Origin of the sequence: Streptomyces coryli (assembly GCF_011044975.1) — a bacterium.
GTDB lineage: Bacteria > Actinomycetota > Actinomycetes > Streptomycetales > Streptomycetaceae > Streptomyces > Streptomyces coryli.
Window position 1 is genome coordinate 1 of sequence record NZ_JAAKZV010000132.1, and the last position, 21,818, is coordinate 21,818.

Here is a 21,818-nt window from a genome sequence, read left to right on the forward strand (position 1 = left end):
ACCCGGACCCGGCACCGCACCCCGCACCGCACCGGCCCCACCCCGCACTCCAGCTCCGGCTGCCACCGCGCCCCCCGGCGCAGCCGCTAGGCTGATCGTGTGTTGCTGCTTGCCCTGGACACCGCCACGCCCGCCACCACCGTCGCTCTGCACGACGGTGAGTCCGTCATCGCCACGTCGCACCAAGTCGACGCCCGCCGGCACGGCGAGCTGCTGCTCCCTGCCGTCGACCGCGTCCTCGCGGAGGCCGGCCGGAAGCTGGGGCAGGTGACCGACATCGTCGCGGGCATGGGCCCCGGCCCGTATACGGGGCTGCGCGTCGGCCTCGTCACCGCCGCCTCGTTCAGCGCCGCCACCGGCGCGCGGGTGCACGGCCTGTGCACGCTCGACGGCCTCGCCTACGCCTCCGGGCTGAGCGAGCCGTTCGTCGTCGCCACCGACGCCCGCCGCAAGGAGGTCTACTGGGCGCGTTACGACGACGCCCGTACCCGCAGCGGCGAACCGGCCGTCGACCGCCCCGCCGACATCGCCGACGAGGTCGCGGACCTCCCGGCCGTGGGCGCCGGCGCCGAGCTGTACCCGGACGTCTTCCCCGACGCCCGCCCCCCGGCCCACCAGAGCGCCGCCGCGCTGGCCTCCCTCGCCGCGGAGATGATCGCCGCGGGCGAGGAGCTGCCCGCCCCCCGGCCGCTCTACCTGCGCCGCCCGGACGCCCAGGTCCCGCAGAACTACAAGCGGGTCACCCCGCAATGACACCTGCTGTGACCGGTGCGCCCCCTGTCACGCTGCGCGAAATGCGGTGGTGGGACATCGAGCCCGTGCTCGACCTGGAGCGCAAGGCCTTCCCCGAGGACGCCTGGTCCCCGGCGATGTTCTGGTCCGACCTCGCCCACACCCGCGGCCCGGCCGCCGACCGCCGCTACGTGGTCGCGGAGGAGCCGGAGCCGGACGGGGGTACCCGTATCGTCGGCTACGCGGGCCTCGGCTGGAACCCGGACACCGCCGACATCCTCACCATCGCGGCGGCCGCGGACCGCCTGGGTACGGGCGTCGGCCCCGCGCTGCTGGAGGACCTGCTGGCCGCGGCCGCCGCGGCGGGCTGCGCCGAGGTGCTCCTGGACGTACGCGTCGACAATCACCGCGCCCAGCGGTTCTACGAGCGCTACGGCTTCACGACGATCGGCGTGCGCCGCGGCTACTACCAGCCCGGCAACGTGGACGCCTTCGTCATGCGCCGTACCGAGAAGACCGAGAAGGACTGAACGAATACCCCATGGCTGACGAACCCTTGGTCCTCGGGATCGAGACCTCCTGCGACGAGACCGGCGTCGGCATCGTCCGCGGGCACACCCTCCTCGCCGACGCGGTCGCCTCCAGCGTGGACGAGCACGCCCGCTTCGGCGGCGTCGTCCCCGAGGTGGCTTCGCGGGCGCACCTGGAGGCGATGGTGCCGACCATCGACCGGGCGCTGAAGGACGCGGGCGTCGCGGCGAGCGACCTCGACGGCATCGCGGTGACGGCGGGGCCGGGCCTCGCCGGCGCGCTGCTGGTCGGCGTCTCGGCGGCGAAGGCGTACGCGTACGCGCTCGGCAAGCCGATGTACGGCGTGAACCATCTGGCGTCCCATATCTGCGTCTCCCAGCTGGAGTTCGGCGCCATGCCGGAGCCGACGATGGCGCTGCTGGTGTCCGGCGGGCACTCGTCGCTGCTGCTGTCGCCGGACATCACGAGCGACGTGCGGCCGCTGGGCGCGACCATCGACGACGCGGCGGGCGAGGCCTTCGACAAGATCGCGCGGGTGTTGGGACTCGGCTTCCCCGGCGGGCCCTTCATCGACAAGGCGGCCCGCGAGGGCGACCCGTCCGCGATCCGCTTCCCACGCGGTCTTACGGGCCCGCGCGACGCGCCCTTCGACTTCTCCTTCTCCGGGCTGAAGACGTCGGTGGCGCGGTGGGTCGAGGCCAAGCGGGCGGCCGGGGAGAACGTCCCGGTGGCCGATGTCGCGGCGTCCTTCCAGGAGGCGGTCGCGGACGTGCTGACGATGAAGGCCGTCAAGGCCTGCAAGGCGGAAGGCGTCGACCACCTGATGATCGGCGGCGGCGTGGCGGCCAATTCGCGGCTGCGCGCGATGGCCGAGCGGCGCTGCGAGGACGCGGGTATCGAACTGCGGGTGCCCCGCCCGAAGTTGTGCACCGACAACGGCGCGATGGTCGCGGCGCTCGGCGCCGAGATGGTCGCGCGCGGCCGTGGCCCGTCCTCGTGGGACCTGTCGGCGGACTCCTCGTTGCCCGTGACGGAGACGCATGTGCCGGGGCATCACCACCACGACCATGTGCACGAGCTGAGCCAGGACAATCTGTACTCATGAGCGTGACGTTGATGTGGGAGGCCAAGGCGGCGCCCGGGCGGGGCGGTGAACTCCTCGACTGGGCGCGGGATCAGGCGCTGTCCCCGGCCCCGCTGCGCCGGGAAACCTTCACCGCGCCCGGCGAGCGTGTCCTCGTCATCACCTGGTGGGACGCCCCGTACGACGACCAGGGCATTCCCGAACTCGCGGAGCCGGCGGCCGACCTGATCGCCCGCCCCGTACACAGGTGGCGCTTCGAGCCCACCGAGAGCTGACGTATCGGGCTTATCCTTGCCAATAGCGCGAGGGGAGGCCCCGGACATGGAATGGTTCTGGTGGATACTCATCTTCTTCTGGCTCGGCGGCTTCGCGAAGCTCGCCGAGGTCAGTCGAGCGGCCCTGAAGACCAGACATGAGCGCAGGCTGGAGCGAATAGAGGCCCAGCAGAGCAAGCAACTGGCCCTCGAGGAAGCGCAGAAGCCGCCCGAGCCCATCTGCGGCTGCGGCCACCACCTCGCAAAGCACGACAAACAAGGCAAGTGCCACGAGCTCATCGAGGTGGCCACGGCCTGGGACTCCGACCACAAGCCCGTCGAATACGGCCGCGAGCAGTGCCACTGCCAGCAGTACGTCGGCCCGCAGCCGCTCTCCCAGATCTACGCGGAACCGCTCACCGACCTGTAGCGACCGGCCCGCCGATCAGCAGATACGGCGCCCCGCCCACCCGCGTCATGAACACCGTCGCCGCATTCGGCCCGCTCGGCTTCACCTTGCGCCGCAGCTCCTCCGGCTCGACCGCCGAGCCGCGCTTCTTCACCGTCAGCACGCCGACTTCGCGCTCGCGCAGGAGTGCTTTGAGCTTCTTCACGTTGAAAGGGAGGGTGTCGGTGATCTCGTACGCGGTGGCGTAGGGCGTCTCCGCGAGGGTGTCGGAGGTGACGTACGCGATGGTCTCGTCGATCAGCCGGCCGCCGACCTGCTCGGCCACGTCCGCGACCAGGTGGGCGCGGATGACGGCGCCGTCGGGCTCGTAGAGATAGCGGGCGACGGGCCCGGCCGGCGGGTCCGGGAGGCCGGCGCCGGCCAGTGACGCCCCGCCCGGCAGCAGCGTCGCCCGCCGCGCGCCCGGCTCGGTGCCGAACCACAGCACCGCCTCCTTCACATCCCCGCCGTCCGAGATCCACTCCGCCTCCGCGGCCTCCGGGATCGCCTCGTGCGGAATGCCGGGCGCGACCTTCAGCGCCGCGTGCGAGACCCGCCCGGCCACCTCGATCGCCCACGACAGCGGCGGCGAATACGCCTCGGGGTCGAAGATCCGGCCGCGGCCGCCGCGCCGGGCGGGGTCGACGAAGACGGCGTCGTAGTCGGAGATGTCCACGTCCCCCACGTCCGCGCACACCACCTCGATCAGGTCGTCGAGCCCCAGCTCCGCCGCGTTCGCCCGCGCCACCGCCGCCGTCAGCGGGTCCCGGTCCACCGCCAGCACCCGGATGCCGGCCCGCGCCAGCGCGATCGCGTCGCCGCCGATGCCGCAGCACAGGTCCGCCAGCCGGTCGACACCGAGCGCCGCGAAGCGCTCCGCCCGCCGGTCGGCGACCGCGGTACGGGTCGCCTGCTCGACGCCGTTCGCCGTGAAGTACATCCGCGCCGCGTCCGCCCCGAACTTCGCCGCCGCCCGCTGCCGCAGCCGCGCCTGCCCGAGCGCCGCCGACACCAGCTCGGCCGGGTGGTCGCGGCGGAGCCGGGTCGCCAGGGCGAGCTCCTGGGCCGGGTCGTGGTCGCGGAGTTCGTCGAGGAGGGCCTGGCCCTCGGGGGTGCGGAGGGCGGCGAGGGAGTCGGGCACGGGTCCATTGTCCGCCAAGCGGTGGATCATTCGCGGGCAGCGGCGTTGTCGCCCGGGTGTCGCGCTTGCGTGATGGCAGGATCCGGCCCCATGGAGCAATTTGTACGACAAAAGGAAGATAGGTCTAATTCGTCCCGAGACTGGATCCGCGCGACCCGGGGCGCGGCCATCCTGCTGGTCCTCGCCGTCGCCGGAGCCGCCTGCGCCACCGACTCCGAGACCGGCCCGCTGACCACCCACGACGAAGACGCCAAGCCGGGCGCGGTGGATGCCCGTAACCCCGAGGCGCGCACCGCCATCGGGGCCTTTCGCTCGGCGAACGCGCAGGCGGTGGCGCTGGCCGCGTACCAGCAGGGGCAGCTGCAGGCCGGGCGGGTGGTGGCCGCGCAGAAGTGGGGCCTGAAGCGCGCCCCGCTGCTCCCGCCGGCGCCGCCGGCGAAGAAGCCGGAGCTGAAGACCGAGAAGGGCTGGGAGACCAAGAGCGGCGGGCCGGGGCTGCCGCCGGTGATCACCAGGGTCCCGACCAAGGACAAGGTCATCTTCCTGACCATGGACGACGGCTCGAACAAGGACCCCCGGCTGATCCGGATGATGAAGGAGTTGAACATCCCGTACAGCGCCTTCCTCACCGACCGCGAGGCGGGCGAGGACGGCTACGCGTACTTCCGCCGCATGCACAAGGCCGGCGTCCCCATGCACAACCACACCCTCACCCACCCCGAGCTGCGCAAGATGACTTACGCGCAGCAGTACAAGGAGATCTGCGGCCAGCAGGACAACCTCAAGAAGGCGTTCGGCAAGCGCCCGCCGCTCTTCCGCCCGCCCTACGGCGACTACAACGGCGACTCACTGCTGGCCGCGAAGCGCTGCGGCGTGCGGGCCGTACCGCTGTGGCAGCAGGAGGTCTTCCCGACCAAGTGGGACTACCGAAGGGCAGACCGCCGATTTCACCCCGGAGACATTGTCCTGACGCATTTCCGTGGGAGTGATGAGTGGGACGGCACGATGCCGGACGTGATCCGGCAGGTGCTCAAGAAGGCGGACCGGGAGGGGTACGCCATCGCTCGGCTGGAGGATTACGTGTGAGGTGGCGGACGGTCACCTGGGCCTTGGCGGGGCTCCTGCTCACCTCGTGTGCGCAGGAGCCCCGGTCCACGGATGAGTGGTTCCACTCGCGGCGGGGGGAGCCGGTGTACGGGACGCCGCGGGCGTTGCCCGAGCGGCACGGTCGGGAGTCGGTGGCGCCCGGGGATGATGCCGCGCCGCCCGGCGGAGCGGTGCCCGGGGCGTATCTGAAGTGGGGGCTGGCTTATCCGGTGTCGGTGCCGGCCGGGCGGCCGGCGCGGAAGCCGGTGCAGCAGGAGGGTGAGCTTCCTGCTGTCGTGAGCCGGGTGCCCGTCAAGGACAAGACCGTCTTTCTGACCTTCGACGACGGGGTCGAGAAGGATCCGGAGTTCGTACGGATGGCGCGGGAGCTCGGGCTGCCGTTCAGCATGTTTCTCACCGAGGAGGACGCCGGGAACAACTACGGCTACTTCAAGCGGCTGCAGCGGCTCGGCAACCCGGTGCACGGGCACACCCTCACCCACCCCGACCTGACCCGGCTCGACCTCGCCGGGCAGCGCCGCCAGATCTGCGCGCAGCAGGAGCGGATCGAGCGCCGCTTCGGCGCCCGCAGCACGGTCTTCCGGCCGCCGTACGGGAAGTACGACGCGGCCACGCTGCGCGCCGCGGGCTCCTGCGGGGTGAAGACCGTCGCGATGTGGCAGGCGGACATGAAGATCGACGACTTCCAGTACCGGGAGGGGGCGCGGCTGCGGCCCGGCGACATCGTGCTCGCGCATTTCCGCGGGCCGAAGATGCAGAAGGGGCGGACCATGACCGAGATGGTGGCCACGATGCTGCGGTCCATCCAGCGGCAGGGGTACGCGATCGGGCGGCTGGAGGATTACGTCCCCTAGGACGACGGGTGTCGCGGAGGTGCCCAGGGGTGTCCTTCTGGCACTCGGCTTGACCGAGTGCTAATGACCGGCATAACCTCGGGCCTGGCACTCGACAATGGAGAGTGCCAACCAGCGACGAGGCAGGTCCGGCACCCGCGACGACGGGCCTACCAGGTCGCCACCCCAGACATTCAACCCCGTGAGATCTCCGAAGGGGGAGGTCGGATCGTGACGACCGCCAGCACCAAGGTTGCCATCAAGCCGCTCGAGGACCGCATTGTGGTCCAGCCGCTCGACGCCGAGCAGACCACGGCCTCAGGCCTGGTCATTCCGGACACCGCCAAGGAGAAGCCCCAGGAGGGCGTCGTCCTGGCCGTGGGCCCGGGCCGGTTCGAGGACGGCAACCGTCTTCCGCTCGACGTATCCGTCGGCGACGTCGTGCTTTACAGCAAGTACGGCGGCACCGAGGTGAAGTACAACGGCGAGGAGTACCTCGTCCTCTCGGCTCGCGACGTGCTCGCGATCATCGAGAAGTAAGCACCTCACCTTTCGCCATTAGCGAAAAGCATTTCCGCTCGCGCCCCGGTATCCCGTGTCTGACCACCAGACCAGGGGCCGGGGCGCGGCACTTTGAGAGGACATCTGCAGCCCTATGGCCAAGATCCTGAAGTTTGACGACGACGCTCGGCGCGCCCTCGAGCGCGGCGTGAACAAGCTTGCCGACACGGTCAAGGTGACGATCGGTCCCAAGGGCCGCAACGTCGTCATCGACAAGAAGTTCGGCGCCCCCACCATCACCAACGACGGTGTCACGATCGCCCGCGAGGTCGAGCTCGACGACCCGTACGAGAACCTCGGCGCGCAGCTGGTGAAGGAGGTGGCGACCAAGACCAACGACATCGCGGGTGACGGCACCACCACCGCCACCGTGCTGGCGCAGGCGCTGGTCCGCGAGGGCCTGCGCAACGTCGCCGCCGGCGCCTCCCCGGCCTCCCTCAAGCGCGGCATCGACGCCGCCGTGAAGGCCATCTCGGACGACCTGCTCGCCACCGCGCGGCCGATCGACGAGAAGTCCGACATCGCCGCCGTGGCCGCGCTCTCCGCGCAGGACCAGCAGGTCGGCGACCTCATCGCCGAGGCGATGGACAAGGTCGGCAAGGACGGTGTGATCACCGTCGAGGAGGCCAACACCTTCGGCGTGGAGCTCGACTTCACCGAGGGCATGGCCTTCGACAAGGGCTACCTGTCGCCCTACATGGTCTCCGACCAGGAGCGCATGGAGGCCGTGCTCGAGGACCCGTACATCCTGATCACCCAGGGCAAGATCGGCTCGATCCAGGAGCTGCTGCCGCTGCTGGAGAAGGTCATGCAGGCCGGCGCCTCCAAGCCGCTGCTGATCATCGCCGAGGACGTCGAGGGCGAGGCGCTCTCGACCCTGGTCGTGAACAAGATCCGCGGCACCTTCAACTCGGTCGCCGTCAAGGCCCCGGGCTTCGGCGACCGCCGCAAGGCGATGCTGGGCGACATGGCGACCCTCACCGGCGCCACCGTCGTGTCCGAGGAGGTCGGCCTCAAGCTCGACCAGGCCGGGCTCGAGGTGCTGGGCACCGCGCGCCGCGTGGTCGTCACCAAGGACGACACCACGATCGTCGACGGTGCCGGCAAGTCCGAGGACGTGCAGGGCCGGGTCGCGCAGATCAAGGCCGAGATCGAGTCCACCGACTCGGACTGGGACCGCGAGAAGCTGCAGGAGCGGCTGGCCAAGCTGGCCGGCGGCGTCTGCGTCATCCGCGTCGGCGCGGCCACCGAGGTCGAGCTGAAGGAGCGCAAGCACCGTCTGGAGGACGCCATCTCCGCGACCCGCGCCGCGGTCGAGGAGGGCATCGTCTCCGGTGGTGGCTCCGCGCTGGTGCACGCCGGCAAGGTGCTGGAGGGCTCGCTGGGCCTCGAGGGCGACGAGGCGACCGGTGTCGCGATCGTGCGCCGCGCGGTCGTCGAGCCGCTGCGCTGGATCGCCGAGAACGCCGGCGTCGAGGGCTACGTCGTCACCTCGAAGGTGGCCGAGCTCGAGAAGGGCCAGGGCTACAACGCGGCCACCGGCGAGTACGGCGACCTGGTGAAGGCCGGCGTCCTCGACCCGGTCAAGGTCACCCGCTCGGCGCTGGAGAACGCGGCGTCGATCGCCTCCCTGCTCCTCACCACCGAGTCCCTCGTGGTGGAGAAGCCCGAGGAGGAGGAGCCGGCCGCCGCCGGTCACGGCCACGGGCACGCGCACTGACCTTCCGGTCAGGGCCTCCCGCCGTACGTAACCAGGGGCCCGGCGGTGCAGCTTCGTCGCTGCGCCGCCGGGCCCCTGGCCGTTGCGCGGAGGGCCGGTCTCGGTGCGGGTTGGCCTGGGCGGCCCCCGCCCCTCCTCGCGAGACAGAAGCTGGCGGGTGGGTGGGAACGGCCCGCGCGGCAGCGCTACTGCGGCCCGTACTTCCGGCCGGTCGTCGACGAGACCTTGCCGAGCATTCCGCGCGGCACCAGCTTCGAGGCGCCCAGCAGCGCCTTGTAGCGCGGGTCCGGTACGGACAGGGTCTTGCCCTTCGCCAGGTCGGCGAGGCCCGCGTCCACGACGCGGTCGGCGTCGAGCCACATCCACGACGGGATGTTGTCCGTCCCCATCCCGGCCCGGGAGTGGAACTCCGTCCGTACGAAGCCGGGGCACAGCGCCATCGGCCGGACGCCGGTGCCGGTCAGGTCCTTGGCGATGCCCTGGGTGAACTGGACGACCCAGGCCTTGCTCGCGCCGTACGTCCCGCGCGGGACGAAGGCCGCGACCGACGCGACGTTGATCACGCCGCCGCGGCCGCGGTCGCGCATTCCCGGCACCGCCGCCGAGGTCAGCCGCAGCACCGCCTCGCAGTGCACCTTGAGCATCCGCAGCTCGTCGGCCATCGGGACCTCGAGATAGCGGCCCTTGTTGCCGAAGCCGGCGTTGTTGACCAGCAGGCCCACCGGCCGGTCCGTGGACGCCAGCCGCGCCTCGACCGACGCGATGCCCGCGTCCTCCGCCAGGTCGGCCGACAGCACCTCCGCCTCGATCCGGTGCCGGTCGGTGAGCTCTCTGGCCTGCTTGCGCAGGCGCTCGGAGTCCCGGGCGACCAGCACCAGGTCGTATCCGTCCGCGGCGAGCCGGCGTGCGAAGGCGGCGCCGATGCCGGCCGTCGATCCTGTGATGAGTGCAGTCGTCATGGGGCCCAAAACTAGTGGTGGTCGTGGTGTCCCGGCACCTTGCCCGCGCCCTGCCCCGGCTCGACGACCACGAACTGGCCCATCATTCCGCCGTCCTCGTGGGCCAGCAGATGGCAGTGGTACATGTACGGGACGTCCGGGTCGGCCGGGCCGGTAAAGCTGAGCGCCAGCTTCACCGTCGTGCCGCCCGGCACGAAGACGGTGTCCTTCGGGCCGCGCAGATGCTCGGGCGGCCGCCGGCCGTTCAGCTCCAGGATGCGGAACTGCACGTCGTGGACGTGGAAGTTGTGCTGCGTGCCGTCGATGTTGCGGACGTTCCAGATCTCCGTGCTGCCGCGGGTGACGGTCGCGTCGATGCGGTCCATCTTCATCGGCTTGCCGTTGATGCCGCTCGTCTGCAGATCGAAGGACCGCTCGCTCGCTATCTCGCCCTTGCCGTCGGGCACCTCGAGGCGGTCGGCGAGGCGGTCGGGGAGCTCCGGCGCCGGACGCAGCTGCTTGTCCGCCCGCAGCTCCATGACGTCGAAGGAGTCGTCGGCGCCACCGAAGCGGTTGCTCCAGAAGTCGCCGGCCTCGTACGGATACGAGCGCAGCACCGTCCGCTCGCCCGGCTTCATCCGTACGACGACCTCGGCGCGCTCGCCGGGGGAAAGCTTGAGGCGGTTCATCTCCGCCGGCTTCTCCAGCAGGCCGCCGTCCGTGCCGACCAGCGCGAAGTCGCGGTCGTCCGCGAAGCCGAAGTTGTAGACGCGGGCGGTGGAGGCGTTCAGCAGGCGCAGCCGTATCGCCTCGTCCTTGACCTGGTGATACGGGGCCAGGGTGCCGTTCACCATGGTGCGGTCGCCGAGGAAGCCGGTGTTCTGCATCATGCCGTGGCCGTGGTCGAACTTCGCGCCGTCGAAGCGGACGTCCTGCACCATCACCGGGACGTCGTTCACGCCGTACCGGTCGGGCAGCGGCAGCTTCGCGGCCTTCTTGTCGTCCAGGATGAACATCCCGGCGAGGCCCTTCTGGACGTGCTGCTCGGTCTTGCCGTGCGGGTGCGGGTGGTACCAGAGCGTGGACGCCGGCTGGTCGATCTTCCACTGCGGCGACCAGGAGCCGCCGGGCTCCACCATCTGGTGCGGACCGCCGTCCATGCGGGCCGGGAGGTGCATGCCGTGCCAGTGGACGGTCGAGGCCTCCTCGAGGCCGTTGTCGACATTGACCCGGACCTTCTCGCCGCGCTCGGCGCGCAGCGTCGGGCCGAGATACGAGCCGTTGAAGCCCCAGGTCGGGGTCTTCTGCCCCGGCCGGAACTCGGTCTCGCCGGCCCGCATGTCCAGGTCGAAGACCCGGGTGCCGTCCTTGGCGACCCGCGACTTGGCCTCCGCCGGTACGGAGAGCCGCTGCGCGAAGTCCACCTCGCCGACGGTGGAGACCTCGGCCCGCGCGTAGAGCCACGCCACCGTGCCGGCGAGGCCGCCGATGAGGACGGCGATCACCACGCCGAGGATGATGAGTATCCGCTTGAGCCTGCGCCGTCCACGCTTCTTCGTCATGTGTCAGAGTCTGCTGACAGGTGGGGCATGGCGGCATCGGGCGTTCCCCGGAAGCGACCCCGGTACGACCCTGAGACCCTCTCCGGGTCCCTCCCTCAGTCCAGCAGGCCGGCCTTGCGCAGGATGTCGGTCGTCTCGTGGTGCAGCACATCCGTCGCCGGCAGCAGCCGCGGCAGCAGCTCCCGCTGCGTGGTCGAGGCGCGGAACCACAGCTCGACGGTCACGTCGTGGTCCGGCCGGCGCACGACCTCGACCGCGTCGCCCGCGGCCACGTCGCCGGGCTCCAGCACCCGCAGATAGACCCCGGGAACCGCGGCCTCCGTGAACCGCTTGACCCACCCCTGCTCGTCGAGGAACCCGGCGAAGGTGCGGCACGGGATGCGGCCGCCGGTGATCTCCAGCAGCGGGCCGCGGTCGCCGCCGACCCGCCAGCGCTCGCCGATCCGGGCGGTGCCCAGGTCGTGTCCCGAGGTGGTGAGGTTCTCGCCGAAGGCGCCGTCGCGCAGCTCGCGCCCGAGCTCGCGGCTCCACGTGTCCAGGTCCTCGCGGGCGTACGCGTAGACCGCCTGGTCATTGCCACCGTGCACGCGCTGGTCGCCGATGGTGTCGCCGGCCACGCCGCTGCCGCCCTTGCGCTCCTGGCCGGGCGAGGCGATCGCGACCGGTCCGGTCACCGGGCGCTTGTCGATGCCGGTGATGGATGCGGGGGCGCTGGTGTAGTCGACGTGCTTGGGGGACCCGATATTCACGGAGAGCAGCTGCATCCCCGCACGGTAACCCGCCCCTCCAGCGCACCTCAAAGGGGATACGGGCAAGGACGAGATATCCCTAAGCGTCGCTTATGGTGGAGTCATGTTCGAAGCCCGCCACCTCCGCGTGCTGCGCGCCGTCGCGGCCACCGGTTCCTACTCCGCCGCCGCCCGCGAGCTGGGCTGCACCCAGCCGGCCGTCTCGCAGCAGATGAAGGCCCTGGAGCAGGCCGCGGGCACGCCGCTGCTGGTCCGTACGGGCCGGGAGACGCGCCTGACCCAGGCGGGCGAGGCGCTCGTACGGCACGCCGCCGGGATCCTCGCCGGGCTCACCGCCGCCGAGGAGGAGGTCGCCGCGATCGCCGGGCTGCGGGCCGGGCGGGTGCGCCTCGTCTCCTTCCCGAGCGGCAGCTCGATGCTGGTGCCGGCCGCGCTGGCGGCGATGCGAGAGGAGCACCCGGGCACGCGGGTGCAGCTGGTGGACGCCGAGCCGCCGCGCTCGGTGGAGATGCTGCGCGAGGGCGACTGCGAGATCGCGCTGGCCTTCCGGTACGAGTCGCCGCGCGATCCCGCCGCCGCGGGGGAGTGGGACGACCTCGTCGTGCGCCCCTTGCGCTCCGATCCGCTCCTCGGGCTCGTACCGGAGGGGCACCCGGCGGCCGCGGCCGGAAAGATCGCGATCGAGGACCTGTCGGACGACCCGTGGATCGCGGGCTGCCCGCGCTGCCGTACGCACCTGGTCGAGGTCTGCGAGCGGGCCGGCTTCGCGCCCCGGATCGACTTCGCGACGGACGACCTGCCCGCGGTGGTGGGCCTGGTCGGAGCGGGGCTCGGGGTGGCGGCGCTGCCGGAGCTGGCGGTGTCCGCGGTGCGGCCGCCTGAGGGGGTCGCGGTGGTGCGGATCGCTCCCGCGGTGGAGCGCGAGGTCGTCGCGCTCACCCTGCCGGACCTGGCGGGGGTGCCGGCGGTGGACGCGATGCTCGCGAAGCTCGCGGAGGCGGCGGCTTAAGGCGGCCTGAGGTGGCCTAAGGCGGTCAGTTCGCCGTGGTCGAGTGCTGCGGTGCCGAGACGCGATGTCTGGCCCGCCCCATGAGCTCCTCGCGCTCGTCCTCCGTCAGGCCGCCCCACACCCCGTACGGCTCCCGCACCGCCAGCGCGTGCGCCGCGCACTCGGCGCGCACCGGGCAGCGCATGCAGACCTCTTTCGCGGATGCCTCCCGCGCGCTCCGAGCGGCGCCCCGCTCGCCTTCCGGGTGGAAGAAAAGCGAGCTGTCGACGCCGCGGCATGCGGCGAGGAGCTGCCAGTCCCAGAGGTCGGCGTTGGGGCCCGGAAGCCGGGAGAAATCTGCCATTGCGTATCCCCTTGTACGTGGAGCTTTGAGGGAGCCTGACGAACTATACGTAAATAGTACTCTTCGCCTTATTCGTCATGACCAGGCATGAAAGGGGAGAAAATCGACCAAACGGGTCACCCTTAAGGCGGCCTCAAGGGCCGCATTCGGCTCTATGGCGTGTCCGGGCAAACACGTAGAGTGCGGAACCGGCGGGATCTCCAGTCGGGAGCCCGTAACTCTTTCGAGTGACCGTCGTTGAGAGTGCGGAAACGCTTCGTACAAAACGCATCAGCCCTGGAGGCTCAAGGTGACGCGCATCAGTTCCGGAGGACGGCCATGACATCGGTCCTCGTCTGCGACGACTCCCCGCTTGCCCGAGAGGCGCTCCGCCGCGCGGTCGCGACCGTGCCCGGCGTCGAGCGCGTGACGACGGCGGCCAACGGCGAGGAAGTCCTCCGCCGCTGGGGTGCCGACCGTTCGGACCTGATTCTGATGGACGTACGCATGCCCGGTCTGGGTGGTGTGGAGACGGTGCGGCGGCTGCTTTCGGCCGACCCCGGCGCGCGGATCATCATGCTGACGGTCGCCGAGGACCTGGACGGTGTCGCGCTCGCGGTCGCCGCCGGTGCCCGCGGCTATCTGCACAAGGACGCGTCCCGCGCCGAGCTGCGCGCGACCGTCACCCAGGCGCTCGCCGACCCGACGTGGCGGCTCGCCCCGCGGCGGCTGCGCTCGGCCGAGATGGGTGCCGCGCCCACGCTCACCGCGCGGGAGATCCAGGTGCTCGAGGGCATGAGCCACGGCCGGTCGAATGCCGAGATCGGACGTGAGCTTTTTCTCTCCGAGGACACCGTCAAGACGCACGCGCGGCGGCTGTTCAAGAAGCTCGGCGCCTCCGACCGGGCGCATGCGGTGGCCCTCGGGTTCCGCTGGGGCCTGGTCCGCTGATGGCCGAGCTTGGCTGATGTGCCGCTCGCGCCGGGCCCCTTCCGACGGGGGACCAGGACGCCTCCGCCCGCCTGCGCGGGCGGGGCGGCGGGCCCTGCCTTTCCGGGCCCGTTTACGACCGGGTGAGCACTGCCGCCTTTCGAGGGACACCGCTTCGCCGCGCGATGGCGCATGCTTGAAGGATGACGGGCCTCGGGGACGGCAACAGCCGGGAAGGTGTTGAGGTGAACGCCGCGCCATCTCATAACGCTTCGGTCTACAACGACAGCCCGGATGCCGCGAATGAATCCGCGGCGAGGCACCATGGACAGATGCGCGCCGACGAACCCCCGTCCATCGGTGCCCTCGTGCACCGTGCGGCCGAGGGGGACGAGCAGGCCACCCATGATCTGCTCGCCCATGTCCACCCACTCGCGCTGCGCTACGTACGCACGCGGCTGCAGCGGCTGCCGGGCGATGCCCGGCACTTCACCGACGACCTCGCTCAGGAGGTCTGCCTCGCGGTGCTCTGCGCGCTGCCGCGCTACCGGGACACCGGGCGGCCCTTCGAGGCCTTCGTCTTCGCCATCGCCGCGCACAAGGTCGCGGATCTGCAGCGGGCTGCGATGCGGGGACCGGGTTCCACGGCCGTGCCGTCGGACGAGATGCCGGAGCGCCCGGACGATTCGCTCGGGCCCGAGGAGCGGGCGCTGCTCTCCAGCGACGCCGAGTGGGCCAAGAAGCTGCTCGGCCGGCTGCCGGTCGCGCAGCGGGAGCTGCTGCTGCTCCGGGTCGCGGTCGGCCTGACGGCCGAGGAGACGGGGCGGCGGCTGGGGATGTCCCCCGGGGCCGTACGGGTCGCGCAGCATCGCGCGCTCAGCAGGCTGCGGGAGCTGGCCGCGGGGCGGGCCGCCGCGGGCTAGGTGCCCTTTGTAGGGACCTACGACTGTGTCGAGCACTCTTCAGCGGTCGTTACCATGGACGTTCCCCGCCGGGCAAGACCCACTGGAAGGACGTCATGAGCGACAGCACCGTCGACGGAGTTCCCGCCAAATTCGCCACCCTCGGGCTGACCTACGACGACGTGCTGCTGCTGCCGGGCGCCGCCGACATGGCCCCGCAGGACATCGACACCTCCTCGTACGTATCCAAGAACGTCAAGCTGAACGTCCCGCTGCTGTCCGCGGCCATGGACAAGGTCACCGAATCCCGGATGGCCATCGCGATGGCCCGCCAGGGCGGCGCGGGGGTCCTGCACCGCAACCTCTCCATCGAGGACCAGGCCAGCAAGGTCGACCAGGTCAAGCGGTCCGAGTCCGGCATGGTGACCGACCCGATCACCATCCGGCCCGAGGAAACGCTGCGCGACGCCGACGACCTGTGCCGGCGCTTCCGGATCAGCGGCGTGCCGGTCACCGACGCCGCCGGCAAGCTGCTCGGCATCGTCACCAACCGCGACATGGCCTTCGAGCCGGACCGCAATCGCCAGGTGCACGAGGTCATGACGCCGATGCCGCTGGTCACCGGCAAGGTGGGGACCACCGGCGCGGAGGCCATGGAGCTGCTGCGCAAGCACAAGATCGAGAAGCTGCCGCTGGTGGACGACGGCGGGGTCCTCAAGGGTCTGATCACGGTCAAGGACTTCGTGAAGGCCGAGAAGTACCCGAACGCCGCCAAGGACGCCGAGGGCCGCCTCGTCGTCGGCGCGGCCGTCGGCGTCGCGGGGGACGCGTACGAGCGGGCCTCCGCGCTGGCCGAAGCGGGCGTCGACTTCATCGTCGTCGACACCGCGCACGGCCACTCCAAGCTGGTCGGCGACATGGCCGCGAAGATCAAGTCGAACTACGCGGTGGACGTGGTGGCGGGCAACATCGCCACCCGCGACGGCGCGAAGGCGCTGGTCGACGCCGGTGTGGACGGCATCAAGGTGGGCGTCGGCCCGGGCTCCATCTGCACCACCCGCGTGGTCGCCGGCGTCGGCGTGCCGCAGGTCACCGCGATCTACGAGGCCGCCATGGCCGCCAAGGAGGCCGGGGTGCCGGTCATCGGCGACGGCGGGCTGCAGTACAGCGGCGACATCGGCAAGGCCATCGTGGCCGGCGCCGACACCGTGATGCTGGGCTCGCTGCTGGCCGGCTGCGAGGAGTCGCCGGGCGAGCTGCGGTTCATCAACGGCAAGCAGTTCAAGTCGTACCGCGGCATGGGCTCGCTCGGCGCGATGCAGTCCCGCGGCGGCGCGAAGTCGTACTCGAAGGACCGCTACTTCCAGGAAGAGGTCAAGAGCGACGACCAGCTGATCGCCGAGGGCATCGAGGGTCAGGTCCCGTATCGCGGGCCGCTCTCCTCGGTCGTGCACCAGCTGGTCGGCGGTCTGCGCCAGTCGATGTTCTACGTCGGCGGCCGCACCATCCCGGAGATGCAGGCCCGCGGCCGGTTCGTGCGGATCACCTCGGCGGGGCTGAAGGAGTCGCACCCGCACGACATCCAGATGACCACCGAGGCCCCTAACTACAGCCCGCGCGGCTGACAGCCTCGACTCCAGGGATACTGGAGCGGAGCGGCAACCGTATGGGAAGGCACCTTCGTGACTGAGATCGAAATCGGGCGGGGCAAGCGCGGGCGGAAGGCGTACGCGTTCGACGACATCGCCATCGTGCCGAGCAGGCGCACCCGGGACCCGAAGGAGGTCTCGATCGCCTGGCAGATCGATGCCTACCGGTTCGAGCTGCCGTTCCTGGCGGCGCCGATGGACTCCGTGGTCTCCCCGGACACCGCCATCCGGATCGGCGAGCTGGGCGGCCTCGGGGTGCTGAACCTCGAGGGGCTGTGGACGCGGTACGAGGACCCGGAGCCGCTGCTCGCCGAGATCGCCGAGCTGGACGAGCACACGGCGACGCGGCGGATGCAGGAGATCTACGCCGAGCCGATCAAGGAAGAGCTGATCGGCCAGCGGATCAAGGAGGTCCGGGACTCGGGCGTCACCACCGCGGCGGCGCTGTCGCCGCAGCGGACGGCGCAGTTCTCGAAGGCGGTCGTCGACGCCGGGGTGGACATCTTCGTGATCCGGGGGACGACCGTCTCCGCGGAGCACGTGAGCGGGGCGGCCGAGCCGCTGAACCTGAAGCAGTTCATCTACGAGCTGGACGTGCCGGTCATCGTGGGCGGCTGCGCCACCTACACCGCGGCGCTGCACCTGATGCGTACCGGCGCGGCCGGCGTGCTGGTCGGCTTCGGCGGCGGGGCCGCGCACACCACCCGGAACGTGCTCGGCATCCAGGTGCCGATGGCCACCGCGGTCGCGGATGTGGCGGCGGCGCGGCGGGACTACATGGACGAGTCCGGCGGCCGGTACGTGCACGTGATCGCCGACGGCGGCGTCGGCTGGTCCGGCGACCTGCCGAAGGCCGTGGCCTGCGGGGCGGACGCCGTGATGATGGGCTCGCCGCTGGCGCGCGCCGAGGACGCACCGGGGCGCGGGCACCACTGGGGCATGGAGGCCGTGCACGAGGACGTGCCGCGCGGCAAGGTGATGAACCTCGGGACCGTGGGGACGACCGAGGAGATCCTGCTCGGCCCGGCGCACACCCCGGACGGCTCGATGAACTTCTTCGGCGCGCTGCGCAGGTCGATGGCGACGACCGGGTACTCCGAGCTGAAGGAGTTCCAGCGGGTCGAGGTGACGGTGGCGCGGTCGCGCTGAAAAGCCGCTGAGAAGCCGCTGAAAAGCCCCCGCCCCGAACGGAATCCGTTCGGGGCGGGGGCTTTTCAGCGCTGTGCGGGCTGCCTCAGCGGCCCGTACGGGACGCGACGCTGGCCGCGGCGGCCGGGGCCAGGAGGAAGAAGATGTAGTTCAGGGCGTCTGCGTCTTCCTTCCAGCCGTCGAAGAGATCGCCGAAGTGCTCGAAGAAGATCTCCGTGGTGGCCGGGGCGCCCGGCACGTACTCGTTCATGATGAGCGCGTAGCCGTAGAGCTCGCCGAGGAAGACGGCAGCCAGCGCGAGCACCGCGCCGACGACCCAGACGCCGATGTTGCGGCCCGCCAGCTTGCCGGCCGCGAGGCCTATCAGCGCGCCGACGATGATGGCCACGTAGCCGATCTGCGTGACCTCGCCCTTGTCCTCGTTGAACGTCGCCTTCAGCACGTAGGCGTACGCGATGCCGAGGACGGCCGCGGCGACGACCGCGACGATGATGCCGAGCGCGGCGTTGCCCCTGCGCTCCGGGACCTGCGGGGCGAAGCCGCCGGCCGGGGCCGGGGCGCCGAAGGCGCCGGGCTGCTGCTGGGACGGGTCTTGCTGCTGCCAGGGCTGGCTCATGGGTTGGATCCCCCGGGGACGTATGGATGTGATGGTTCGCCGTGGTTCGCCCCTCGAAATCGAGCAGGAGGGCGAACCGTGAGCAGGTGCGCACGCTAGCAGTTGTGATGTGCGCGCCAACAACCAGTTCCCGGGTCTCGTGACACTACTGGGACAACTACAGCCGGTGCGCCGCCCCCACCGGAGCCGCGCCCCGGGTGTCCAGCATCAATTGCGCCTTCACCGCGAGACCTTGCAGGTCGTACGTCCGGTGGTGCTGCAGCAGCACCGTCAGGTCGGCGCCGGCCACCGCCTCGTAGAGCGAGTCGGCGCGCTCGACCGTACGGCCCTGAATCTGCCAATCGGTCACATACGGGTCGTGGAAGCTCAGTTCCGCGCCGAGCTCGCGCAGCCGGGAGCCGATCTCCCGGGCCGGGGCGCCCTCGGTGTCGGCGAGGTCGGGCTTGTAGGTGACGCCGAGGAGGAGGATGCGGGCGCCGCGGGCCGACTTGCCGTGCTCGTTGAGGAGTTGCGCGCAGCGCTGGGTGACGTAGCGCGGCATCCGGGAGTTGACCTCCTGGGCCAGCTCGACCATGCGCAGCGGGTAGCCGAGGCTGCGGCTTTCGTACGGGAGATAGGTCGGGTCGACGGCCACCCCGTGGCCGCCGACGCCGGGTCCCGGGCGGAAGGCGGCGAAGCCGAAGGGCTTGGACTCGGCGCAGCGGATCACGTCCCAGAGGTCGACGCCGAGGTCGTGGCAGAACCACGACATCTCGTTGACCAGGGCGATGTTGACGTGCCGGTAGTTGTTCTCCAGGACCTTGACCGCCTCGGCCTCGCGCGGGCCGCGGGCCCGTACGACGCGGTCGGTGAGCCGCCCGTAGAAGGCGGCGGCGGCCTCGGTGCAGGCCGGGGTGAGGCCGCCGATCACCTTCGGGGTGTTGCCGTAGCCATGGCTGCGGCTGCCCGGGTCGAGACGCCCCGGCGAGTACGCGAGGTGGAAGTCCTGGCCCGCGCGCAGCCCCGAACCGTCCTCCAGGAGGGTGCGCAGCAGGCCCTGGGTGGTGCCCGGGTAGACCGTCGACTCGAGCAGGACGGTGGTGCGCGGGCGCAGCCGGGTCGCGAGGGTGCGGGCGGCGGACTCCAGGGCGCTCAGGTCGAGCGCGCGGTGCTCGCCGAGCGGGGTGGGGACGCAGAGCGCGGCGGTACGGACCCGGCCGAGCGCCGCCGGGTCGGCCGTGGCGGTGAAGCCGGCGGCGAGCATCCGGCGCAGCTCGGCGGCGGAGAGCGAGCCGTCGGCGGGCGGTCTGCCGGCCATCAGGTCGGCGACGGTGCGCGGGTCGGGGTCGTAGGCGAGCGTGGTGATGCCGGCGGCGGTGGCGGCCTGGGCGAGCGGGAGGCCGTGGTGGCCGAGGCCGACGACGGCGAGGTCTGCGGGCATGTGCGGGGGCCGTCCTTCCTGGGCTCGCGGGCGCGCGGGTCAGTTGTCAGGCTAAGGGCATATATGACAGGAATTCCGTATTGAGGTGATCTTGGCGGTCGCGGTGTTGCGGTCCGGTGCGCGGGGCACCGGTGTCGTTACGTCCGCACGGTGGCTGTAAGTCCGGGATGCGGACAGAATCGACTAACGGACGCGAATCCGTTCAGCGGGAGGCAGCGGTGAGGACAGTCAAACTGGGCCCGGACGAGCGCGGAGCGGCCCTCGCGCAGATGGCGGAGCGCGAACTGGATGTGCTCGTGGTCGGCGGCGGCGTCGTCGGCGCCGGCACGGTGCTGGACGCGGCGACGCGCGGGCTCGCCACCGGGCTGGTGGAGGCCAGGGACTATGCGTCGGGGACGTCGAGCCGGTCCAGCAAGCTGATCCACGGCGGCCTGCGGTATCTGGAGATGCTGGACTTCGGGCTGGTCAGGGAGGCGCTGAAGGAGCGCGGGCTGCTCACGCAGAAGATCGCGCCGCATCTGGTGAAGCCGGTGCCCTTCCTCTATCCGCTGCAGCACAAGGGCTGGGAGCGGGTCTACGCCGGGACCGGCGTCGCGCTGTACGACGTAATGGCGCTGGCGAAGGGCCACGGCCGCGGGATGCCGGGCCACCGGCATCTGAGCAAGTCGCACGCCCTGCGGGAGGCACCCTGCCTGAAGAAGGACTCGCTGGTGGGGGCGCTGCAGTACTACGACGCCCAGATGGACGACGCGCGCTATGTGGCCACCCTCATCCGAACGGCGGCATCGTACGGCGCGAAAGTCGCGAACCGCGCCCGGGTCGTCGGCTTCCTGCGGGAGGGCGAGAGGGTCGTGGGCGTGCGGGTGCACGATCTCGAGCAGGGCGGCGAGTTCGAGGTACGGGCGCGGCAGGTCGTGAACGCGACGGGCGTGTGGACCGATGAGACCCAGGCGATGGTGGGGGAGCGGGGGCAGTTCCACGTACGGGCGTCGAAGGGCATTCATCTGGTGGTGCCGCGGGACCGGATCCACTCGTCCACGGGGCTGATCCTGCGGACGGAGAAGTCGGTGCTCTTCGTCATTCCGTGGGGGCGGCATTGGATTGTCGGGACGACGGATACGGACTGGGATCTGGACAAGGCGCATCCGGCCGCTTCTTCGGCGGACATCGACTATCTGCTCGAGCACGTGAATTCCGTGCTCGCGGTGCCGCTGACCAGGGATGACGTGGAGGGCGTCTACGCCGGCCTGCGGCCGCTGCTGGCGGGCGAGTCGGAGGCGACGAGCAAGCTGTCACGCGAGCACACGGTGGCGCATCCGGTGCCGGGCCTGGTGGTCGTGGCGGGCGGCAAGTACACGACGTACCGGGTGATGGCCAAGGACGCCGTGGACGCGGCCGTGCACGGTCTCGATCAGCGGGTGGCGGACTGCGTGACGGAGGACGTACGGCTGCTGGGGGCCGAGGGGTACGCGGCGCTGTGGAACGGGCGGGCGCGGACGGCGCAGGAGACCGGTCTGCATGTGGTGCGGATCGAGCATCTGCTCAACCGGTTCGGGTCGTTGGCGCAGGAGCTTTACGAGCTGATCGCTCGTGACTCGTCGCTGGGGGAGCCGCTTACCGGGGCGGAGGACTACCTGCGGGCCGAGGTTGTCTATGCGGCGTCGCATGAGGGCGCGCGGCATCTGGATGACGTACTGACGCGGCGGACGCGGATCTCGATCGAGACCTTTGACCGGGGGACTCGGTGTGCGCGGGAGTGCGCGGAGTTGATGGCGGGGGTGCTGGGGTGGGACAAGGACCAGGTTGAGCGGGAGGTCGAGCACTATGCGGCCCGGGTGGCCGCGGAGCGGGAGTCCCAGCAGCAGCCGGACGATCAGACGGCGGACGCGGCGCGGTTGGGTGCGCCGGACATCGTGCCGCTTTAGGTTCGGTGCGGGTTGGGTTCGCGGGCCTGCGGCCGCGGCATCCGCGCTCCGCGCGGAATCCTCAAGCGCCGGATGGGCTGATACGGGGTGGGCCGGGGCCGCGTCCGACACAATACTTTCGTTGTTGCGCCGCCGATGTGCCGGTTGGGAGCGTTTCACACAACGAAAGCATCGTGTCGGCCACGACCCCTCCTACCGGAGGGATAGATCGACCCAGGCGCCCCGCCCACTCACAC

The 21,818-nt window shown here is 71.0% G+C and carries 22 protein-coding genes; 15 read left to right on the forward strand and 7 right to left on the reverse strand.

The features are described 5' to 3' along the window. The first annotated feature begins 99 nt into the window (after nucleotides 1-99). From tsaB to G5C51_RS25480, 5 genes are read left to right on the forward strand one after another with little or no spacing between them, the layout of a single operon-like run. Nucleotides 100-753 carry a tRNA (adenosine(37)-N6)-threonylcarbamoyltransferase complex dimerization subunit type 1 TsaB gene (gene tsaB, locus G5C51_RS25460; RefSeq protein ID WP_165240539.1) on the forward strand — a complete coding sequence of 218 codons (654 nt, stop codon included), beginning with the start codon at nucleotides 100-102 and terminating at the stop codon, nucleotides 751-753. Next, the gene (gene rimI / locus G5C51_RS25465) at nucleotides 750-1,262 is read left to right on the forward strand and encodes a ribosomal protein S18-alanine N-acetyltransferase (RefSeq protein ID WP_165240540.1); all 513 of its coding nucleotides are present in this window, start codon (nucleotides 750-752) and stop codon (nucleotides 1,260-1,262) included. The genes tsaB and rimI overlap by 4 nt, the downstream gene beginning before the upstream one ends. A gap of 11 nt (nucleotides 1,263-1,273) precedes the next feature. Continuing rightward, complete coding sequence (gene tsaD / locus G5C51_RS25470; RefSeq protein ID WP_165240541.1) at nucleotides 1,274-2,368, forward strand: tRNA (adenosine(37)-N6)-threonylcarbamoyltransferase complex transferase subunit TsaD; 1,095 nt, start codon at nucleotides 1,274-1,276, stop codon at nucleotides 2,366-2,368. Continuing rightward, nucleotides 2,365-2,622, forward strand: coding sequence for a hypothetical protein (locus G5C51_RS25475; protein WP_165240542.1), 258 nt, complete (start codon nucleotides 2,365-2,367; stop codon nucleotides 2,620-2,622). Before tsaD ends, G5C51_RS25475 begins: the two co-directional genes overlap by 4 nt. A gap of 46 nt (nucleotides 2,623-2,668) precedes the next feature. Continuing rightward, a complete protein-coding gene (locus G5C51_RS25480; protein ID WP_165240543.1) occupies nucleotides 2,669-3,031 on the forward strand; it encodes a hypothetical protein in 363 nt (120 codons plus the stop codon). Here G5C51_RS25480 and G5C51_RS25485 read toward each other — a convergent pair. Beyond that, nucleotides 3,018-4,220 carry a class I SAM-dependent methyltransferase gene (locus G5C51_RS25485; protein ID WP_165240544.1) on the reverse strand — a complete coding sequence of 401 codons (1,203 nt, stop codon included), beginning with the start codon at nucleotides 4,218-4,220 and terminating at the stop codon, nucleotides 3,018-3,020. The genes G5C51_RS25480 and G5C51_RS25485 overlap by 14 nt on opposite strands. Before the next feature lie 60 nt (nucleotides 4,221-4,280). Here G5C51_RS25485 and G5C51_RS25490 point away from each other — a divergent pair, with 60 nt between their 5' ends. The 4 genes from G5C51_RS25490 to groL all read left to right on the forward strand — a co-directional run bounded on the left by G5C51_RS25490 (nucleotide 4,281) and on the right by groL (nucleotide 8,411). Then, nucleotides 4,281-5,276, forward strand: a complete 996-nt coding sequence (locus G5C51_RS25490) for a polysaccharide deacetylase family protein (protein WP_165240545.1) — start codon at nucleotides 4,281-4,283, stop codon at nucleotides 5,274-5,276. Next, nucleotides 5,273-6,151, forward strand: coding sequence for a polysaccharide deacetylase family protein (locus tag G5C51_RS25495; RefSeq protein ID WP_165240546.1), 879 nt, complete (start codon nucleotides 5,273-5,275; stop codon nucleotides 6,149-6,151). Before G5C51_RS25490 ends, G5C51_RS25495 begins: the two co-directional genes overlap by 4 nt. A gap of 210 nt (nucleotides 6,152-6,361) precedes the next feature. After that, a complete protein-coding gene (gene groES, locus G5C51_RS25500) occupies nucleotides 6,362-6,670 on the forward strand; it encodes a co-chaperone GroES (RefSeq protein ID WP_165240547.1) in 309 nt (102 codons plus the stop codon). Nucleotides 6,671-6,785: 115 nt separating this feature from the next. Continuing rightward, nucleotides 6,786-8,411, forward strand: coding sequence for a chaperonin GroEL (gene groL / locus G5C51_RS25505; RefSeq protein ID WP_165240548.1), 1,626 nt, complete (start codon nucleotides 6,786-6,788; stop codon nucleotides 8,409-8,411). Nucleotides 8,412-8,596: 185 nt separating this feature from the next. Here the strand turns inward: groL and G5C51_RS25510 are convergent, their stop codons facing one another. The 3 genes from G5C51_RS25510 to G5C51_RS25520 all read right to left on the reverse strand — a co-directional run bounded on the left by G5C51_RS25510 (nucleotide 8,597) and on the right by G5C51_RS25520 (nucleotide 11,675). After that, on the reverse strand, nucleotides 8,597-9,370 hold the full coding sequence (locus G5C51_RS25510; RefSeq protein ID WP_165240549.1) for an SDR family NAD(P)-dependent oxidoreductase: 774 nt from the start codon (nucleotides 9,368-9,370) through the stop codon (nucleotides 8,597-8,599). An 11-nt stretch (nucleotides 9,371-9,381) separates the two neighbouring features. After that, complete coding sequence (locus G5C51_RS25515; protein ID WP_206314312.1) at nucleotides 9,382-10,911, reverse strand: multicopper oxidase family protein; 1,530 nt, start codon at nucleotides 10,909-10,911, stop codon at nucleotides 9,382-9,384. Nucleotides 10,912-11,006: 95 nt separating this feature from the next. Continuing rightward, nucleotides 11,007-11,675, reverse strand: coding sequence for an MOSC domain-containing protein (locus G5C51_RS25520; RefSeq protein ID WP_165240550.1), 669 nt, complete (start codon nucleotides 11,673-11,675; stop codon nucleotides 11,007-11,009). 88 nt (nucleotides 11,676-11,763) lie between these two features. On the opposite strand from G5C51_RS25520, the gene G5C51_RS25525 reads away from it, so the two are divergent. After that, nucleotides 11,764-12,669, forward strand: a complete 906-nt coding sequence (locus G5C51_RS25525) for a LysR family transcriptional regulator (RefSeq protein ID WP_165240551.1) — start codon at nucleotides 11,764-11,766, stop codon at nucleotides 12,667-12,669. A 25-nt stretch (nucleotides 12,670-12,694) separates the two neighbouring features. Here the strand turns inward: G5C51_RS25525 and G5C51_RS25530 are convergent, their stop codons facing one another. Next, nucleotides 12,695-13,012 (reverse strand): WhiB family transcriptional regulator, encoded by a 318-nt coding sequence (locus G5C51_RS25530; RefSeq protein ID WP_165240552.1) that lies wholly within the window; start codon nucleotides 13,010-13,012, stop codon nucleotides 12,695-12,697. Nucleotides 13,013-13,330: 318 nt separating this feature from the next. On the opposite strand from G5C51_RS25530, the gene G5C51_RS25535 reads away from it, so the two are divergent. The 4 genes from G5C51_RS25535 (at nucleotide 13,331) to G5C51_RS25550 (ending at nucleotide 17,621) form a co-directional block, all read left to right on the forward strand. After that, on the forward strand, nucleotides 13,331-13,942 hold the full coding sequence (locus tag G5C51_RS25535) for a response regulator transcription factor (protein ID WP_003948568.1): 612 nt from the start codon (nucleotides 13,331-13,333) through the stop codon (nucleotides 13,940-13,942). 311 nt (nucleotides 13,943-14,253) lie between these two features. Next, entirely contained in the window at nucleotides 14,254-14,844 is a 591-nt protein-coding gene (gene shbA / locus G5C51_RS25540; protein WP_165240553.1) for an RNA polymerase sigma factor ShbA, read from the forward strand. Nucleotides 14,845-14,939: 95 nt separating this feature from the next. Beyond that, nucleotides 14,940-16,448: an IMP dehydrogenase gene (gene guaB / locus G5C51_RS25545; protein ID WP_165240554.1), complete on the forward strand. Its 1,509-nt coding sequence runs from the start codon at nucleotides 14,940-14,942 to the stop codon at nucleotides 16,446-16,448. A 57-nt stretch (nucleotides 16,449-16,505) separates the two neighbouring features. Further along, the gene (locus tag G5C51_RS25550; RefSeq protein ID WP_165240555.1) at nucleotides 16,506-17,621 is read left to right on the forward strand and encodes a GuaB3 family IMP dehydrogenase-related protein; all 1,116 of its coding nucleotides are present in this window, start codon (nucleotides 16,506-16,508) and stop codon (nucleotides 17,619-17,621) included. 85 nt (nucleotides 17,622-17,706) lie between these two features. Here the strand turns inward: G5C51_RS25550 and G5C51_RS25555 are convergent, their stop codons facing one another. Further along, a complete protein-coding gene (locus G5C51_RS25555) occupies nucleotides 17,707-18,237 on the reverse strand; it encodes a hypothetical protein (protein ID WP_165240556.1) in 531 nt (176 codons plus the stop codon). A gap of 157 nt (nucleotides 18,238-18,394) precedes the next feature. Continuing rightward, on the reverse strand, nucleotides 18,395-19,657 hold the full coding sequence (locus tag G5C51_RS25560) for a nucleotide sugar dehydrogenase (protein ID WP_165240557.1): 1,263 nt from the start codon (nucleotides 19,655-19,657) through the stop codon (nucleotides 18,395-18,397). Nucleotides 19,658-19,875: 218 nt separating this feature from the next. Here G5C51_RS25560 and G5C51_RS25565 point away from each other — a divergent pair, with 218 nt between their 5' ends. Continuing rightward, on the forward strand, nucleotides 19,876-21,582 hold the full coding sequence (locus G5C51_RS25565; RefSeq protein WP_165240558.1) for an FAD-dependent oxidoreductase: 1,707 nt from the start codon (nucleotides 19,876-19,878) through the stop codon (nucleotides 21,580-21,582). Nucleotides 21,583-21,818: the final 236 nt, after the last annotated feature.

Excerpts from the sequence above, each read along its gene's own strand:
- G5C51_RS25515 (WP_206314312.1), bottom strand. The coding sequence starts at position 10,911 with ATGACGAAGAAGCGTGGACGGCGCAGGCTCAAGCGGATACTCATCATC.
- tsaD (WP_165240541.1), top strand. The coding sequence starts at position 1,274 with ATGGCTGACGAACCCTTGGTCCTCGGGATCGAGACCTCCTGCGACGAG.
- G5C51_RS25560 (WP_165240557.1), bottom strand. The coding sequence starts at position 19,657 with ATGCCCGCAGACCTCGCCGTCGTCGGCCTCGGCCACCACGGCCTCCCG.
- G5C51_RS25535 (WP_003948568.1), top strand. The coding sequence starts at position 13,331 with ATGACATCGGTCCTCGTCTGCGACGACTCCCCGCTTGCCCGAGAGGCG.
- shbA (WP_165240553.1), top strand. The coding sequence starts at position 14,254 with ATGCGCGCCGACGAACCCCCGTCCATCGGTGCCCTCGTGCACCGTGCG.
- G5C51_RS25485 (WP_165240544.1), bottom strand. The coding sequence starts at position 4,220 with ATGATCCACCGCTTGGCGGACAATGGACCCGTGCCCGACTCCCTCGCC.
- G5C51_RS25520 (WP_165240550.1), bottom strand. The coding sequence starts at position 11,675 with ATGCAGCTGCTCTCCGTGAATATCGGGTCCCCCAAGCACGTCGACTAC.
- rimI (WP_165240540.1), top strand. The coding sequence starts at position 750 with ATGACACCTGCTGTGACCGGTGCGCCCCCTGTCACGCTGCGCGAAATG.
- G5C51_RS25525 (WP_165240551.1), top strand. The coding sequence starts at position 11,764 with ATGTTCGAAGCCCGCCACCTCCGCGTGCTGCGCGCCGTCGCGGCCACC.
- G5C51_RS25475 (WP_165240542.1), top strand. The coding sequence starts at position 2,365 with ATGAGCGTGACGTTGATGTGGGAGGCCAAGGCGGCGCCCGGGCGGGGC.
- groL (WP_165240548.1), top strand. The coding sequence starts at position 6,786 with ATGGCCAAGATCCTGAAGTTTGACGACGACGCTCGGCGCGCCCTCGAG.
- G5C51_RS25490 (WP_165240545.1), top strand. The coding sequence starts at position 4,281 with ATGGAGCAATTTGTACGACAAAAGGAAGATAGGTCTAATTCGTCCCGA.
- G5C51_RS25510 (WP_165240549.1), bottom strand. The coding sequence starts at position 9,370 with ATGACGACTGCACTCATCACAGGATCGACGGCCGGCATCGGCGCCGCC.
- G5C51_RS25555 (WP_165240556.1), bottom strand. The coding sequence starts at position 18,237 with ATGAGCCAGCCCTGGCAGCAGCAAGACCCGTCCCAGCAGCAGCCCGGC.
- G5C51_RS25480 (WP_165240543.1), top strand. The coding sequence starts at position 2,669 with ATGGAATGGTTCTGGTGGATACTCATCTTCTTCTGGCTCGGCGGCTTC.
- guaB (WP_165240554.1), top strand. The coding sequence starts at position 14,940 with ATGAGCGACAGCACCGTCGACGGAGTTCCCGCCAAATTCGCCACCCTC.
- G5C51_RS25530 (WP_165240552.1), bottom strand. The coding sequence starts at position 13,012 with ATGGCAGATTTCTCCCGGCTTCCGGGCCCCAACGCCGACCTCTGGGAC.